This is a genomic window from Caulobacter sp. GW821-FHT10C03, assembly GCF_059415485.1.
Map to the genome: position 1 here is coordinate 1 of NZ_JBWKNI010000033.1, position 15,763 is coordinate 15,763.

Genomic DNA, 15,763 nt, shown 5'->3' on the forward strand with positions numbered 1-15,763 from the left:
CCCCCAGAGGGGGAGGATCTATCGCCGCAGATGCTCCCCCTCTGGGGGAGCTGTCGCGGAGCGACTGAGGGGGAGCGCCGCAGGCGCTACAGCGCCAAATCGAACGTCTCGAAATACCGGTCGAACAGCCGGCCGATCTCCTGCGACAGGGCGGCGGCGTCCTGCTGCGGCTCCTCGACGGCCATCTCGGTGGCGGCGTAGGTCAGTTCGACCATCATCCGGGTGGCCACCCCGATGCGGGCGGCGGGGACTGTGGGGAAGCGCGCGGCCAAAACCTCGGCGAACTGGCCGGCGACCATGTCGCGCGAGGCGAAACGCAGCTGCTGCAGCATCGGCACGGCGCGCAGGGCCCGGCCGATGGCCGCGCCGCCGGGGAAGGCGCGGGTCATGTCGATGACGCCGGTCAGCAGGTCGGCCACTTTCCCCACGCGCTCAGCCGGAGTGTCGCCCTCCAGGCCGCCGGCCGCCATCCACTCGAACACCGCCTCGTCCTGCAGGCGCATCAGCCGGTCGCCGAGTTCTTTCAGGATCGCGTACTTGTTGGGGAAGTAGCGATAGAGCGCCGGCGGGGTCAGGCCCGCGCGCTTGCAGATGGCGTTGGTGGTCAACTGCTCGAAGCCGGACTCGACCAGCAGCTCGCCGGCCGTGGCCAGGACGACCTCGTAGGTGTCCTGCGCGCGGGCCTGGGTCGGCCGCAGCTTGGCGTCGAGGGGGATGTCGGCGGCGGCCGTCTCGGCCGTCGGCTTGGGCATCGAGGTCTCCTGAAGTCCCGACCAGACCTAGAGCGCTTCTCGTCGAATGCCAATGTTCGCTCATTGCCAAAGCTTAACGGGACTTCGCCCGCGCCGTGCGCCAGGGTCGCGCCATCGCTGGGGGCGGCGATTTCGTGGGGTTAGTTGCATGATCGATCGTCGCGGTCTGTTCGCCGCCGCCGGGGCGCTGTGCGCCGCGCCCGGGCTTTCTTTTGCGTCGCCGGCTCAGCTCGGGCCTGCCAACCCGATCGTCGACGCCTTCGTCGCCGAGCAGAAGTTCCAGGGCGTGGTGATGATCGGGCGCAAGGGCAAGCCGTCCTACGTCCGCGCCTTCGGCTCGGCCGACATCGAGGCGAACAAGCCGGCGACGCGCGACACCATCTATTGCGTCGCCTCGATCTCGAAATGGCTGACCACCATCGCCGTGCTGCGGCTGGTCGAGCAGGGCAAGCTGTCGCTCGACGCTCCGATCGCGACCTGGCTGCCAGACCAGCGGCCCGACACCGGCAAGACCGTGACCCTGGCCCACCTGCTATCCAACACCAGCGGCATTCCCAACGCCTTCATGACCATGCTGAAGGCCGATCCCGAGATCCTCAAGCGCGAGGTCACGCCGGCCGAGGCCGTGAAGCTGTTCGGCCAGGGCGACCCGCTGTTCCCGCCGGGGACGAAGTTCGACTACCACCCGGTCAACTGGTTCATCGTCTCGGCCATCGTCGAGGCGGCGACCGGCAAGCCGTTCCAGGCGGTGGTGCGGGAGCTGACGACCGATCCGCTGAAGATGCGCCAGACCCAGGCCGGCATGATCGATACCGATCCTGGCGTGGCGCGCTCCTACTACGCCGGCCCGCCGCTGGCGCCCCGGACCAATCCGCGACTGTCGGTGATGGCGGCCAGCGGCGGCTATTTCAGCACGGTCGATGATTTGCTGGTCGCCGCCCACGTGGTCTTCGACACGCCGTTCCTGAGCGAGACTTCGCGCAAGGCCCTGACCACGATCCGCGTGCCCGAGCAGGACTACACCCTGGGCGGCCGGACCCGGACCCTGACCATCGACGGCCAGGTGAAGCTGGCGGCCTGGGAGACCGGACGCACGGCCGGCTTCCGTTCGGTGCTGGGCCACCGGCTCGACACCGGCGACACGGTGGTGATCCTCAACAACACCGACCTGTCGCAGAAGGCGCTGGACCTCTTCGCCGACAAGCTGTTCGGGGCGGCGCCCAGAATCTGACTTGGGGCCTGGGTAGGGCGATTTTCGCGCCTCCTGCACGCTGCTGACAAAAGTGGGCGCGGGGCGGGGTTCTCGGGTCGAAGAGCAGTGCTATGAAAAGCCCGCCTTAGGGGAGAATCCTGCTCATGTTCCGCAGCCTGCTGACCGCCGTCGCCGCCTCCGCCCTGCTGGCGGGCGCCGCTCACGCTCAAGACGTCAAGACCGCCGAGGCGCTGCGCGACAAGGCCCTGACCGACCGGCTGGCCTGGGACATCACCGAGGACCTGACCACCACCATCGGCCCGCGCCTCGTCGGCTCGCCGGGCATGGAGCGCGCCAAGGACTGGAGCGTCGCCAAGTTCAAGGCCCTCGGCTTCACCAACATCAAGGTCGACACCTTCGCCAAGCCGTCCTGGACCCGCGGCGAGGAGAGCGCCGAGCTGGTCGCGCCCTATCCGCTGAAGCTGTCGATCGTGGGCCTGGGCCGCACCATCCCGACGCCCGCCGAGGGGATCGAGGCCGAGGTGGCGCTGTTCACTACCTACGCCGAGATGATCGCCGCGCCGGAAAGCGCCATCAAGGGCAAGATCGTCGTCATCACCCAGCCGATGGTCCGCGCCCAGGACGGCGCCGGCTACGGGATCGCCGGAATCTCGCGTCGCTCGGGTCCGGTCGAGGCCGCCAAGCGCGGGGCCGTGGCCCTGCTGATCCGCTCGATCTCGACCTCCAGCTCGACCGTGCCGCACACCGGCGTCACCACCAACGGCCCCGACGTGATCACCATCCCGGCCGCCGCCCTGGGCGTGCCCGAGGCCGAGCAGCTGGAGCGCCTGGCCAAGAAGGGCCCGCTGCGCATCAAGCTGAAGCTGGCCTCCAGCCTCGACGCCGGCGACGTGGCCTGGAACATCTCGGCCGACATCAAGGGCTCGGAAAAGCCCGATGAGGTGATCGTCATCGGCGGCCACCTCGACAGCTGGGACGTCGGCACCGGCGCCTTCGACGACGCGGCGGGCATCGCCATCACCACGGCCGCCGCCAAGCTGATCGGCGATCTGCCCAAGCATCCCAAGCGCACCATCCGCGTGGTGATGTGGGGCTCGGAGGAGAGCGGCGGCTCGTCGGAGGCCTTCCTGGCCGCCAACAAGGCCAATATCGAAAAGCTGGTCCTGGCCGGCGAAAGCGACACCGGCGCCGACCGCATCTACAGCCTGCAACTGCCCAAGGGCGCCGAGGGCCACCCGGCCATGAAGGCGGCCTTCCAGGTGTTGAGCCCGCTGAAGGTCTATTTCGACAGGGCACCGGCCGCCCACGGCGGGGCCGACATCAGCGGCGTCGAGGGCGCCGGCGTGCCGGTGATCGCCCTGAACCAGGACGCCAGCCGCTACTTCGACTACCACCACACCGCCGACGACACCCTGGACAAGGTGGACCCGATCCAGCTGGCCCAGAACGTCGCCGCCTGGACGAGCTTCGTCTACCTGGTGGCCGACAGCGACATCGACTTCCGCGCGCTCAGCGCGGCTGCGCCGGCGGCTCCGGCGGGGCACTAGCCTCTCCAACCTACCCTCCACCGTCATCCCGGAAGCCGCGCAGCGGCTATCCGGGACCCAGGGGACTGGGCTCGGAGGATCGACCAAGCGCCCGGGGCGGCGGCCGCCGACGCAGTGCGGCGGCCCCTGGGTCCCGGCTCTACGCTGCGTTTCGGCCGATGACGGGTGAGGAGGTCCCAATATCCAGACACTCCCCGCGCGTGCGGCGCGTCGCCGCGACCGACGGGTGAGTCAAAAGGTCGCGAAGCGCGCGGCCGTTCATACTTTATGTGCTCATCCACAGATTTGCGGCGCCGCGGCATAGCTTGCGCCAGCCTTGCCCGAGCAAGGAAAAATCGCCGCAAACCCTGGCGCCGCAAGGGCGCGGCAGGGTTAACGACCGTGCCGAAATGGCGCACGTCTTGGTTGCCGGACCGTAATACGGCGGCCCCTTCGTTATGACGACATTAACGACCTTCGGGCCTTTCTACGCCTCCATAGGCGCTTCGTCCGAACCTGCCCCCGTCGTCGAACGACGGTCGGGTCCGGCGCGGCGCCGAAGGGTTCCTTTTCTCTAGTGTCTGATGGTGGAGGACGCTTATGCCCGCGGCAGTGCGGGGGGGACCGCGCAAGCCAGCGCGCCCCCGGGCCGAAGCGCCCGCAAGTCCGAACAAGGCTCGCCCGGCTCAGCAACAGCAGCCGGCGGGGAAGCTGCACGCCGCGCGCGGCGGGGTGGGCGTCTCGCCGAGCCTGGCCCTGAGCGTCGCCGGCGGCGCGCTTGCGCTGGCGCTTGTCGTCACCCTGGCCACCGGCCACCGCGCCCAGCGTCTGGGCGAGGCGATGGTGGGCGGCGTCGACAGCGAGTTCGCCAATCTCGGCTTCAAGCTGAAGACCGTCCACGTCACCGGCGCCTCGGCCACCGCCCAGGCCGACATTCTCAAGGCCACCGGCCTCTACCAGGACCAGCCGACGCTGGGCATGGACCTCGTCGACCTCAAGGCCCGCGTCGAGGCCGTGGGCTGGGTGAAGTCGGCCAAGGTGGTCCGCCTGCTGCCCGACACCGTGATGATCGCCGTCGAGGAGCGCCCGGCCCTGGCCGTGTGGCAGCACTCCGGCCGCCTGAAGGTGATCGACGCCGAGGGCCGCATCATCCGCGAGGCCGACGCCGCGCGCTTCCCGCACCTGCCGCTGGTGGTGGGGCAGGGCGCCGACCAGGCCGCGGGCAACATCCTGCCGGCGGTCAACGCCCGGCCGCGCCTGCGCGATCGTCTGGAAGCGCTGGTGCGCGTCGACGACCGCCGCTGGGACCTGAGGCTGAAAGATGGATCCCTGATCCAGCTGCCGGCCATTGACGAAGAATCCGCGTTGATTCAATTGGATCAACTGGACCAGCGGCAACGCATCCTCGATCTCGGCTTCGCGCGCATCGACCTGCGCGATCCCGAGATGGTGGCGATCCGGCCTCGTGACTCCGTGCTGCCCGGGCAGCCGGTGGCCAACGGGGCTTAAAAACAAAAGTGATGGACTGAGGTGACCCTGACCATGTCGCGACTTGAGGACCGGAGACAGGCCCGTGACGGCCTGAAGGCGACGCTCGTGCGTCAGCCCGCGGTCGCGGCCGTGGACCTGGGCGCGTCGAAGGTCACGTGCTTCATCATGAAGGGCGACGGCATTCATCGCGACAACCGCACCCTGACGACCGCCGGGGTCGGCTATGTGCAGTCGCGCGGCGTGCGCGGCGGGGCGATCGTCAATCTGGACGAAGCCGCCCAGGCCATCGCCCAGGCCGTGGAGCGCGCCGAGACCGTGGCCGGCGTCAACGTCCAGGGCGTCAGCGTCTGCACCGCCGGCGGCCAGCTGGCCAGCCACCGCGTCCACACCCAGGTTTCGCTCGGCGCCCGTCCCATTGCTGACGGCGACCTGTCGCGCGCCATCTCGTCGGCCCTGGCCCAGGTTCGCCTGCCGGGCCGCAAGCCCATCCACCTGCTGCCGATCGCCTGGTCGGTGGACGGCCAGAAGGGCATCCGCGACCCGCGCGCCATGTTCGGCCGCGCGCTCGGGCTCGAGCTGCTGGTCGTCTCGGTCAACGAGAACATCTTCCACACCCTGGCCCACTGCGTCGAGCGGGCCCACCTGTCGTTCGAAGGCGTGGTCGCCGCGCCCTTCGCCTCGGCCCTGGCGGCCCTGGAAGAGGACGAGATGGACCTGGGCGCCGTCTGCATCGACATGGGCGGCGGCTCGACCTCGGTGGCGGTGTTCAACAATGGCGCCCTGTGCCACGTCGACAGCCTGGCCGTCGGCGGCGGGCACGTGACGCAGGACATCGCCCGCGGCCTGCAGACCTCGGTCGCCGGCGCCGAGCGCATCAAGACCCTGCACGGCTCGGCTATCGCCTCGGCCAACGAGGACCGCGAGATGATCGAGGCCCCGCCGCGCGGCGACGATCCGGGCGCCGGTCCGGTGATCGCCCCTCGGAGCCTGCTGAAGGGCATCATCCAGCCGCGCGTCGAAGAGACGCTGGAACTGCTGCGCGAGCGCCTGAAGGCCTCGGGCGCGCCCGTGGAACCGGGCGCGGGCATCGTCCTGACCGGCGGCGCCAGCCAGTTGGCCGGCGTGCGCGAAGTGGCCGTGCGGGTGTTCGACCGTCCGGTCCGCCTGGGCCGTCCGCGCCGGGTGCCGCATCTGGCCGACGCCGCTTCTGGTCCGGCCTTCTGCGCCGCCGCCGGCGTGCTGCACCGCGCCGCCTTCGGCCCGCGCGAGGTGGTCTCGCCCAAGGCCCTGACCGGCGGCCAGGTGCGCAAGCGCCCGATGGATCCCAACGCCTCGCCGGTGGCCAAGGCCGCCGCCTGGCTGCGCGACAACCTCTAGGCTTTTCCCGCATCGCGACGCCGCTCGCCGGTTGCGCCGGTCGCGGCCGCTTGCCACAACGGACGCCTCGGTTCGGGGGCGTTCGATGCGGATCTTTGGAGTGGCTGCGCTGGTCTGTGCCCTGGCGTCGGGCGCATGGGCGCAGATACCTGAACAGGCGCCAGAGCAGACCCCCGCTCAAGCCTTCTACAGGGCCTCTCTGCGCGGCGATTGCACCGGCTACGAGGCGATCGGAGCCAAGGCCCTGGCCTCGCGCACCGATACCGACACCGAAGCCTGGGTCGCCGTCGCGGCCGGCGCCTGCGCGGCGCGGGCAGGGCAGTTGGAACTGGCTGAGCAACTCGGGCGGCGACTGGTCGCGGCCGAGCCGGCGATCGGTGACGCCATGCTCTACGTCTTGGGACGGCGATACGGGATTTTGGTCGCCGATGCTCCGGGCGGCGGGCCGGTGGCCGCTCGAATACTGGATCAGATCATGGTGGTGCTGGCGCCCAAGGGCATGGCGCGGCCGCTGCTTTCGACGCACGCCCTGACGCTCTTCGCGGCCGGGCGTGTAGAGGAGGGGCGCGCGGCCTTTGGCGGCGATCCGCAGGCCTTGCTGCCATCTATCCAGATGGATCGGCGTTACGAACCTCTATGGAAGTCGCCCGAGGCGCTGTCGATCGCGCTCCGCGACCGGCGGCCGGCGCCGTTGCCGGCGGACGCTGACTGGTTCGACCGCTTCGCGAGGGCGGTGAACGCTGGGCGCGACGAGGACGCCGTGGCCATCGCCCGCCGCCAGGTCGAGTTGGAGACGGCCGAGGTGGGCGAGGCTCTTTTTCGCTATGACGGCCGTGGCTGGTACGCTCGGCAGTGGTTGGTGGTCCATCTCGTGGAGATGGGACGGATCGACGCCGCGCTCGCGGCCTACGACGCCGCGACGGCCGACTGGCGTGAAGAACGCGCGGGGTCGTATCGTCGCACGGCCTTGATGGTGCTCGTCCCGGCGCTGTTGCGCGCGGATCGATCCGCCGACGTTCGCCGGCTGTTGGACGCGGAACTGGCCATTGGCGACACGGACCCCGCCAACCTGAGCGACCTAGCCCTCTACCGCGTCTGCGCCGACGGAGCAGGCGCGCCCTCGGGCATCGAAGTCTGGACGGTCGCCCTCGACTGCGGCGCGCCGGAGGGCGACGTCGCTGCCCGGTTGATAGCGACCTTGCGCGATCCGGAGGCCAGAAGCGGTGCGATCACGGCCGCGAACCTGTGGCCGGCGACGGCCGTATATGGTCGCCGCGACGCCGAATATCGGAAGGCGAGGGCGGCGCTCTTCGCCCGTCCCGACGTGAAGGCGGCCGTGGAGCGCTACGGCCGCGTCCTGCCCGCCGATCTCGCCCGTGAGCTTTACCGGTGAGGGGCGTCCAGCCAAATCACCCGACAGGTGAATTAACCCTGTCGCTTAACTTTCTAAGTGCCTGAAAGGCCGAACAGTGTAGTTTCGCGCCCCCGAATCCAACGGGTTTGACCGGAAAAAACGGCTCGCGGCGTTCCGTCGCACAGGGGTTTCGGCCCAGCTTGGAAACCAAGGAGTCCCAAGCAATTCCTTTGGATAACTCGCTTTTTTCCCTGTAAGCGGGATCGACCTGCAGCCGACTCAGATTATGGCTTTAACCGCCAGTTAACGATGGTGGTTGTTCTGTTAACCCGATCGTCGAGGCGTTACCGACTTGCGGTCGGTTCATTTGACGAATTCGGCGTAAGGACGCGAGGGTCCCCATGGCTATTTCACTTTCGGCGCCGCGCACCACTGAGCTGAAGCCGCGCATCGTGGTCTTCGGCGTCGGCGGCGCGGGCGGCAACGCCGTAAACAACATGATCGAGGCGGGCCTCGAAGGTGTTGAGTTCGTCGTCGCCAACACGGACGCTCAGCAGCTCCAGTTCGCCAAGACCGACCGTCGCATCCAGCTCGGCGTGCAGGTCACGCAGGGCCTGGGCGCCGGCGCGCACCCCGAAGTGGGCATGAGCGCCGCCGAGGAAAGCTTCCCCGAGATTGGCGAGCACCTGGAAGGCGCTCACATGGTGTTCATCACCGCCGGCATGGGCGGCGGCACCGGCACCGGCGCGGCCCCGATCATCGCCAAGTGCGCCCGCGAACGCGGCATCCTGACCGTCGGCGTGGTGACCAAGCCCTTCCACTTCGAAGGCCGCCACCGGATGCGCCTGGCCGACGCCGGCATCCAGGAGCTGCAACGCTACGTCGACACCCTGATCGTCATTCCGAACCAGAACCTGTTCCGCGTCGCCAACGAACGCACGACCTTCGCCGAAGCCTTCGGCATGGCCGACCAGGTGCTGCACTCGGGCGTCCGCTCGATCACCGACCTGATGGTCCTGCCGGGCCTGATCAACCTCGACTTCGCCGACGTCCGCACGGTCATGACCGAGATGGGCAAGGCGATGATGGGCACCGGCGAGGGCACCGGCGAAGACCGCGCCCTGATGGCCGCTCAGAACGCCATCGCCAACCCGCTGCTCGACGAAGTGTCGCTGAAGGGCGCCAAGGCCGTGCTGGTCAACGTGACCGGCGGCATGGACATGACCCTGCTCGAAGTGGACGAGGCCGCCAACGCGATCTCGGACCAGGTCGATGCGGAAGCCAACATCATCTTCGGCGCGGCCTTCGATCCGTCGCTGGACGGCGTGATCCGCGTGTCGGTGGTCGCCACCGGCATGGACGGCGCCTCGATCCAGCAGATCGAGCCCAAGCCCGTCGCCCGCAACGTCCAGGCTCCGCCGCTGCTCGCCGAGACCTCGCGTCCCGCGCCGCAGCCGGCTCCCGCCCCGATCCCGCAGCCGGTCGCCCAGGCTCCGGCCCAGCCGGAAATCCGCCCGGGTTCGCGCTACGAGGCCCGTCCGATCGAGCGCCCGACCTCGGCCTATCCGGAGCCCGCCTACGAGCCGGCCCCGCAGCCGGTCCAGGCCCAGGCCGACCTCTACGCCCAGCCGGAAGCCGCTTACGAGCCGGAACCGATCTATGAGCCGGCCCCCGCGCCGCGCGTCACCCGCATCGTCGACCCGATGGTCGCCGAGGCCGATGACGAGCCGCTGTACAGCGATCACTACGAGGATCGCCGTCAGCAGAAGAGCGGCGGCTGGATGAGCCTGTTCGGCGGCGGTCGCCAGCAACGCTACGAGCCGGCCCCGCAGCCCCAGGCGCGCCAGACCAGCTCGGTGCGTCCGCAACTGCAGCCGATCGAACCCCAGGCCGACGACGGCGAGGATCTGGAGATCCCGTCGTTCCTGCGCCGCCTGGCCAACTGAACACCGAGTTAGTACCAGTAAGCGTAACAGTAAGCGTACCGCGTAAGTCGAAGCGCCCGGGTCCTCTGGCCCGGGCGTTTTGCTGTTCAAGGTGCTCCCCCTCGAGGGGGAGCTGTCGCGGAGCGACTGAGGGGGAAGTTCTAGCGGCGCTTCAGCAACCGCTTCCCCCTCCGGCCCTACGGGCCACCTCCCCCTCCAGGGGGAGGGTCTTTGGCGACGATCCGTCATATACTGCCGGTAAATCACCTGATCCGGTCACGATGAAGCTCACCCGCACCGACAAGAAGATCCTCGACGTCCTGCAGCGCGACAGCGGGGTCACGAACGTGGAGCTGGCCGAGCGCGTCGGCCTGTCGCCCAGTCCGTGCCTGCGCCGGGTCAAGCAACTGGAGGCCGCCGGCCTGATCAGCGGCTATGTGGCGGTGCTGGATCGCCGCAAGGCCAGGCTGGACCTGCTGGCCTATGTCGAGGTCGCCGTCGACCGCCACAACGAGACCGCCGCCGAGGCCTTCAAGGAGGCGATCCTGCGCGAGCCGCTGGTGGTCGGCTGCCACGCGATGACCGGCAGCTACGACTACCTGCTGCGGGTGGTGGCCCCCAACCTCGACGCCTATGCCGAGTTCACCATGAAGCGCCTGCTGAAGATGCCGGCGGTCAAGGACATCCAGTCGAGCTTCGTTCTGGAGACGATCAAGGATTCCACCGCCTTGCCGCTGGATTATCTTGATTGAACACCTCTCCCATAGGGAGAGGGAGGGGCCCAGGCGAAGCCTGGGAGGGTGAGGGGTTAGGGACCTTGGCCGGTTTATCTCGATGTGGTTGGTGCGAACGCGTCTGGCGGCGTACGCCCTCACCCTCCCACCGCTTCGCGGCGGGCCCCTCCCTCTCCCCACGGGAGAGGTGTTTCAAGCGCAGCCTCGGAAGTTTAGATAGTGATCCCATTAGGTCATAAAGTGACCCGTATGGCCTTCATAGCGGTCATAATCGCCACAACGCGTCTCCGTGCCTGACCTATCCTGACGTCCGTATCCCCGACTCCCGGAGCGGCCGTCATGCTGGTTCTCGATCGCAAGCCCCAAGCGCCTCAGACGCCCATGCGCGCCGCCCTCGACGGCGTCGTGGCCTACAAGGCAGGCATGACCCTGGCCGAGGCCGGGCGGCGTACGGGCCTGTCGGACTTCGCCAAGCTGGCCAGCAACGAGAACCTGCTGGGCGCCAGCCCCAGGGTCGCCGACGCGGTGATGGCCGCCGTGGCCGAGCCGCAGATCTATCCCGATCCCTATTGCGAGACCCTGCGCGCGGCTATCGGCCAGCGGCTCTCCGTTTCGTCGAGCCGGATCCTGGTCTCGCCGGGCTCCGAGGCCCTGATCGACTATGTGTTCCGCGCCGTGCTGGCGCCGGGCGACGAGATCCTGCTCTCCTCGCCGACCTTCCCGGCCTACGACATCTTCGCCCGCTGCGCCGAGGCCAGGATCGTCGACGTGCCGCGCCTGGCCAATTTCGACCTCGACGTCCCGGCGGTCGCCGCCGCGGCCGCCAAGGGGCCCAAGCTCCTGATCCTCTGCACGCCCAATAACCCGACCGGCAACGCCCTCTCCAAGGAAGCCGTCGAGACGGTGCTGGCCGCCACGCCCAAGACCACCCTGGTGTTCGTCGACGAGGCCTATCGCGAATATTTCGAGGCCTACGACATGCTGGCCGTGCTCGAGGCCTGGGGCGGTCCGTGGATCGCCGCGCGCACCTTCTCCAAGGCCTATGGCCTGGCCGGCATGCGGGTGGGCTATGGCGTCGCGTCCAGCGAAGAGCTGATCGCCTATCTCGACCGCCTGCGCCCACCGTTCAACGTCACCGCCGTCAGCCAGGCCGCCGCTTTGGCCGCCTGGGACGACCGCGAGCACCTGGCCTCGACCGTGGCCCTGACCCTGTCCGAGCGCGCCCGCGTCGAGGCGGCGCTGGACGAGATGGGCGTCGAATACACCCGCTCGGAGGCCAATTTCGTCTTCCTGCGCACGCCGGCAGGCCCCGAAGCCACCGCCATGCGTTTGTTGCACGAAGGGCTCATCGTCCGCCCGACGCCCGTCAAGGGCGGCTGGGTGCGCATCACCATCGGCCGGCCGGCCGACAACGACCGCCTGATCGCCGGCCTGCCGGCCGCGCTGGTTCCGTAAGAAACATCACGAGCCTTAGGGAGGCCCGCATGCCCGTCACGTCCGACAATCCCCTCGGCCTCAATGGCTTCGAGTTCGTCGAATTCACCAGCCCCGATCCGGCGGCGATGAAGGCGATCATCGAGCAGCTGGGCTTCGTGCCCGCCGCCACCCACCCGACCAAGGCCGTGACCCGCTACAAGCAGGGCCGCATCAACCTGCTGGTCAACGAGGAGGCCGCCGGCCAGGTCGCCGACTTCCGTGAGGCGCACGGCCCGTCGGCCAACGGCATGGCCTTCCGCGTCGACGACGCAGAGCAGGCCTTCGCCGACGCCCTGAAGCGCGGCGCCAAGGCCGCCGACGCCAGCCGCTCGGTGCTGGGCGACGGCGCCAAGGTGCTGGAAGGCATCGGCGGCAGCTTGCTCTATCTCGTCGAAGGCGAGGGTTCGATCTATGACGCCTGGACGCCCGTTCCCGGCGCGGCCGAGGCCGAAGCGGCCAATTCGGTGGGTCTCGACCTGCTCGACCACCTGACCCACAACGTCAAGCGCGGCCAGATGCGCACCTGGTCGACCTTCTACAATCAGGTCTTCGGCTTCGAGGAGCAGAAGTACTTCGACATCAAGGGTCAGGCCACGGGCCTGTTCAGCCAGGCGATGATCGCGCCCGACAAGGCCATCCGCATCCCGCTGAACGAGAGCCAGGACGACAAGAGCCAGATCGAGGAGTTCATCCGCCAGTACAACGGCGAGGGCATCCAGCACCTGGCCCTGACCACGGCCAATATCTACGACACCGTCGAGCGCCTGCGCGCCCGTGGCGTGAAGCTGCAGGACACCATCGAGACCTATTACGAGCTGGTCGACAAGCGCGTGCCCGGCCACGGTGAGGACCTGGAGCGCCTGCGCAAGAACCGCATCCTGATCGACGGCGCCGTCGGCGACGAGGGGCTGCTGCTGCAGATCTTCACCGAGAACCTGTTCGGCCCGATCTTCTTCGAGATCATCCAGCGCAAGGGCAACGAGGGCTTCGGCAACGGCAACTTCCAGGCCCTGTTCGAGAGCATCGAGCTGGACCAGATCCGCCGGGGCGTGATCACGGTCGACGCCTGATCGACCGCGCGAAAATACCCTTCGTCGTCATCCCGGCCGAAGCGTAGCGTAGAGCCGGGACCCAGGGGCGGCGCCACCGCCCCTGGGTCCCGGATAAGCCCTGCGGGCTTTCCGGGATGACGGGAAAAGTGCTGGCAAAGGCACGGGAAAACGCATGGACCTCCGCTACCAGACCGGCTTCGGCGCCCACTTCGCCACCGAGGCCGTGGCCGGCGCGCTGCCGGTGGGGCAGAACTCGCCGCAGCATGTTCCGTTCGGCCTCTATGCCGAGCAGCTCTCCGGCACGGCCTTCACCGCGCCCCGGCACGAGAACCGCAGGAGCTGGCTCTACCGCTTGCGGCCCAGCGCCGGGCATGGACCCTACAAGCCCTACGCCCAGCCGCGCCTGACCAGCGCCTTCGACGCGCCCGTCACGCCCAACCGCCTGCGCTGGGACCCGATCGAGATCCCCGCCGAGCCGACCGACTTCGTCGACGGCCTGGTCACCCTGGCCGGTAACGGCGACGTCGCCGCCCAGGCCGGCATGGGCGTTCACCTCTATCTCGCCAACGCCTCGATGAAGGATCGGGTGTTCTACGACGCCGACGGCGAGCTGCTGATCGTGCCGCAGCAGGGCGTGCTGACCCTGGTCACCGAGATGGGGCGCCTGAAGGCTGGTCCAGGCCAGATCGCCGTCATCCCTCGCGGTGTGCGTTTCCGGGTCGAGCTTTCCGGACCCTCGCGCGGCTATGTCTGCGAGAACTTCGGCGCGGCTCTGCGCCTGCCGGAACTGGGGCCGATCGGCTCCAACGGCCTGGCCAATCCACGCGACTTCGAGACCCCCGTGGCGGCCTTCGAGGACGTCGATGCGCCCACCCAGGTGATCCAGAAGTTCCAGGGCTTGCTGTGGGCCGCCGAGTGGGATCACAGCCCGCTCGACGTGGTGGCCTGGCACGGCAACCTCGCGCCCTATCGCTACGACCTGGCGCGGTTCAACACCATCAACACGGTCAGCTACGACCACCCCGACCCGTCGATCTTCACGGTGCTGACCTCGCCCAGCGACACGCCGGGGACGGCCAATGTCGACTTCGTGATCTTCCCGCCGCGCTGGATGGTGGCCGAGCACACCTTCCGTCCGCCCTGGTTCCACCGCAACGTGATGAGCGAGTTCATGGGCCTGGTGCACGGCGCCTACGACGCCAAGGAGGGCGGTTTCGCCCCCGGCGGCGCGAGCTTGCACAACTGCATGAGCGATCACGGCCCCGACGTGGCCAGCCATCGCAAGGCCACCGACGCCGAACTGGGGCCGCACAAGATCGACAACACCCTGGCCTTCATGTTCGAGAGCCGCTGGGTGATCGCGCCGACGAAGTTCGCGCTGGAGCATCGCGCGCTTCAGGCCGACTATGATGCGTGCTGGGACGGGTTCCCCAAGGCCCGCCTGCCGTAACCAGAACAATGAGAGGAAGCGCCGAATGAAGCTCGCGTCTCTGAAGGGCGGCCGCGACGGCCGGCTGGTCGTGGTGTCGAACGATGTCGCCTGGTGCACCGACGCCGGGACGATCGCGCCGACGCTGCAGGCCGCGCTCGACGACTGGGAACGCTGCGAGCCGCTGTTGCGCGGGCTGGCCGAGAGCCTGGAGCACGGCGGCGTGCCCAAGGATCGCTTCCACGAACACGACGCCCTCAGCCCCCTGCCGCGCGCCTTCCAGTGGCTGGACGGCAGCGCCTACGTCAATCACGTGCAGCTGGTGCGTCAGGCCCGTGGGGCCGAGATGCCGGAAAGCTTCTGGACCGATCCCCTGATGTACCAGGGCGCGTCGGACGGGTTCCTCGCTCCGCGCGACACCATTCCGCTGGCCGACGCGGCCTGGGGCTGCGACCTGGAGGGCGAGATCGCCGTGATCGTCGGCGACGTGCCGCTGGGCGCCAGCCGCGAGGAGGCCCTGGCGGCCATCCGCCTGGTGATGCTGTGCAACGACGTCAGCTTGCGCAACCTGATCCCGGCCGAACTCGGCAAGGGCTTCGGCTTCGTGCAGTCCAAGCCCGCCAGCGCCTTCTCGCCGGTGGCGGTGTCGCCCGACGCCCTGCCGGGCTGGAGCGACGGCAAGCTGTCGGGCGCGCTGCTGATCGAGCTGAACGGCAAGGACTTCGGCGCGGCCGACGCCGGCGTCGACATGACCTTCGACTTCGGAACCCTGGTGGCCCACGCGGCCAAGACCCGCGCCCTGAGCGCCGGCACGATCGTTGGCTCGGGCACGGTTTCCAATCGCGACGCCGACGGCGGGCCCGGCAAGCCGATCGCCGAGGGCGGTCTCGGCTACTCCTGCCTGGCCGAACTGCGCACCGTCGAGACCATCCTGCATGGCGTGGCCAAGACGCCGTTCCTGCTGGGCGACGACACCGTGCGCATCGAGATGAAGGACGCCAAGGGCCACACCATCTTCGGCGCCATCGAGCAGCAGGTCGAGCGGGTTTGACAGAAGAGGTCGCAACCGTCGGAAGGGTCTGGTCGACGCCGGCCGGGGTCAATCTCGGCCCGCTCGACCTGATCGCCGACGGGGCGGCCCGCAACTACGTCCTGCAGATCGGAGCCAACCGCTTCCATGGTTTCGTGGTGCGGCGGGGCGAGGCGGCGTTCGGCTATGTCGACCGCTGCCCGCACGCTGGCCTGCCGCTGGCCCAGGCGCTGGACCAGTACCTGACCCCCGACGGCGGCATGATCGCCTGCTCCTGGCACGGGGCGGTGTTCTCCATCGAGGACGGCGCCTGCCTGGGCGGTCCCTGCGCCGGCGCCCGGCTGACGCCGTGGCCGGTGCGGGTGGACGACGGGCGCCTGCTGACCGCGTAAATTCCAGAAAGA

At 68.9% G+C, this 15,763-nt stretch carries 13 protein-coding genes and 1 pseudogene; 12 read left to right on the top strand and 2 right to left on the bottom strand.

Annotation, left to right across the window (positions count from 1 at the left end):
- Positions 1-86: 86 nt before the first annotated feature.
- Positions 87-752, bottom strand: coding sequence for a TetR/AcrR family transcriptional regulator (locus AC07NG_RS24970; RefSeq protein WP_494597044.1), 666 nt, complete (start codon positions 750-752; stop codon positions 87-89).
- A 148-nt stretch (positions 753-900) separates the two neighbouring features.
- Between AC07NG_RS24970 and AC07NG_RS24975 the strand changes: the two genes are divergently transcribed.
- Positions 901-1,983 carry a serine hydrolase domain-containing protein gene (locus AC07NG_RS24975; protein ID WP_494597045.1) on the top strand — a complete coding sequence of 361 codons (1,083 nt, stop codon included), beginning with the start codon at positions 901-903 and terminating at the stop codon, positions 1,981-1,983.
- 119 nt (positions 1,984-2,102) lie between these two features.
- Positions 2,103-3,512 carry a M20/M25/M40 family metallo-hydrolase gene (locus AC07NG_RS24980; RefSeq protein WP_494597082.1) on the top strand — a complete coding sequence of 470 codons (1,410 nt, stop codon included), beginning with the start codon at positions 2,103-2,105 and terminating at the stop codon, positions 3,510-3,512.
- A 46-nt stretch (positions 3,513-3,558) separates the two neighbouring features.
- Here AC07NG_RS24980 and AC07NG_RS24985 read toward each other — a convergent pair.
- Positions 3,559-3,651: pseudogene (locus AC07NG_RS24985) on the bottom strand (hypothetical protein); the annotation flags it as partial.
- A gap of 440 nt (positions 3,652-4,091) precedes the next feature.
- Between AC07NG_RS24985 and ftsQ the strand changes: the two are divergent.
- The 10 genes from ftsQ to AC07NG_RS25035 all read left to right on the top strand — a co-directional run bounded on the left by ftsQ (position 4,092) and on the right by AC07NG_RS25035 (position 15,751).
- Positions 4,092-5,000: a cell division protein FtsQ gene (ftsQ, locus tag AC07NG_RS24990; RefSeq protein WP_487287595.1), complete on the top strand. Its 909-nt coding sequence runs from the start codon at positions 4,092-4,094 to the stop codon at positions 4,998-5,000.
- 33 nt (positions 5,001-5,033) lie between these two features.
- Entirely contained in the window at positions 5,034-6,359 is a 1,326-nt protein-coding gene (gene ftsA, locus AC07NG_RS24995; RefSeq protein WP_487287594.1) for a cell division protein FtsA, read from the top strand.
- 85 nt (positions 6,360-6,444) lie between these two features.
- Positions 6,445-7,752, top strand: coding sequence for a hypothetical protein (locus AC07NG_RS25000; protein WP_494597047.1), 1,308 nt, complete (start codon positions 6,445-6,447; stop codon positions 7,750-7,752).
- 362 nt (positions 7,753-8,114) lie between these two features.
- Positions 8,115-9,659 (top strand): cell division protein FtsZ, encoded by a 1,545-nt coding sequence (gene ftsZ, locus AC07NG_RS25005; RefSeq protein ID WP_492854967.1) that lies wholly within the window; start codon positions 8,115-8,117, stop codon positions 9,657-9,659.
- 260 nt (positions 9,660-9,919) lie between these two features.
- Positions 9,920-10,390 carry an Lrp/AsnC family transcriptional regulator gene (locus AC07NG_RS25010; protein ID WP_487287592.1) on the top strand — a complete coding sequence of 157 codons (471 nt, stop codon included), beginning with the start codon at positions 9,920-9,922 and terminating at the stop codon, positions 10,388-10,390.
- A gap of 321 nt (positions 10,391-10,711) precedes the next feature.
- Positions 10,712-11,827, top strand: coding sequence for a histidinol-phosphate transaminase (gene hisC / locus AC07NG_RS25015; RefSeq protein ID WP_494597048.1), 1,116 nt, complete (start codon positions 10,712-10,714; stop codon positions 11,825-11,827).
- A 29-nt stretch (positions 11,828-11,856) separates the two neighbouring features.
- Entirely contained in the window at positions 11,857-12,918 is a 1,062-nt protein-coding gene (gene hppD / locus AC07NG_RS25020) for a 4-hydroxyphenylpyruvate dioxygenase (protein ID WP_494597049.1), read from the top strand.
- A 154-nt stretch (positions 12,919-13,072) separates the two neighbouring features.
- Positions 13,073-14,350, top strand: coding sequence for a homogentisate 1,2-dioxygenase (gene hmgA, locus AC07NG_RS25025; RefSeq protein ID WP_494597051.1), 1,278 nt, complete (start codon positions 13,073-13,075; stop codon positions 14,348-14,350).
- Positions 14,351-14,375: 25 nt separating this feature from the next.
- Entirely contained in the window at positions 14,376-15,380 is a 1,005-nt protein-coding gene (locus AC07NG_RS25030; protein ID WP_494597053.1) for a fumarylacetoacetate hydrolase family protein, read from the top strand.
- Entirely contained in the window at positions 15,377-15,751 is a 375-nt protein-coding gene (locus AC07NG_RS25035; protein ID WP_494597055.1) for a Rieske (2Fe-2S) protein, read from the top strand. The genes AC07NG_RS25030 and AC07NG_RS25035 overlap by 4 nt, the downstream gene beginning before the upstream one ends.
- The last annotated feature ends 12 nt before the right edge of the window (positions 15,752-15,763 follow it).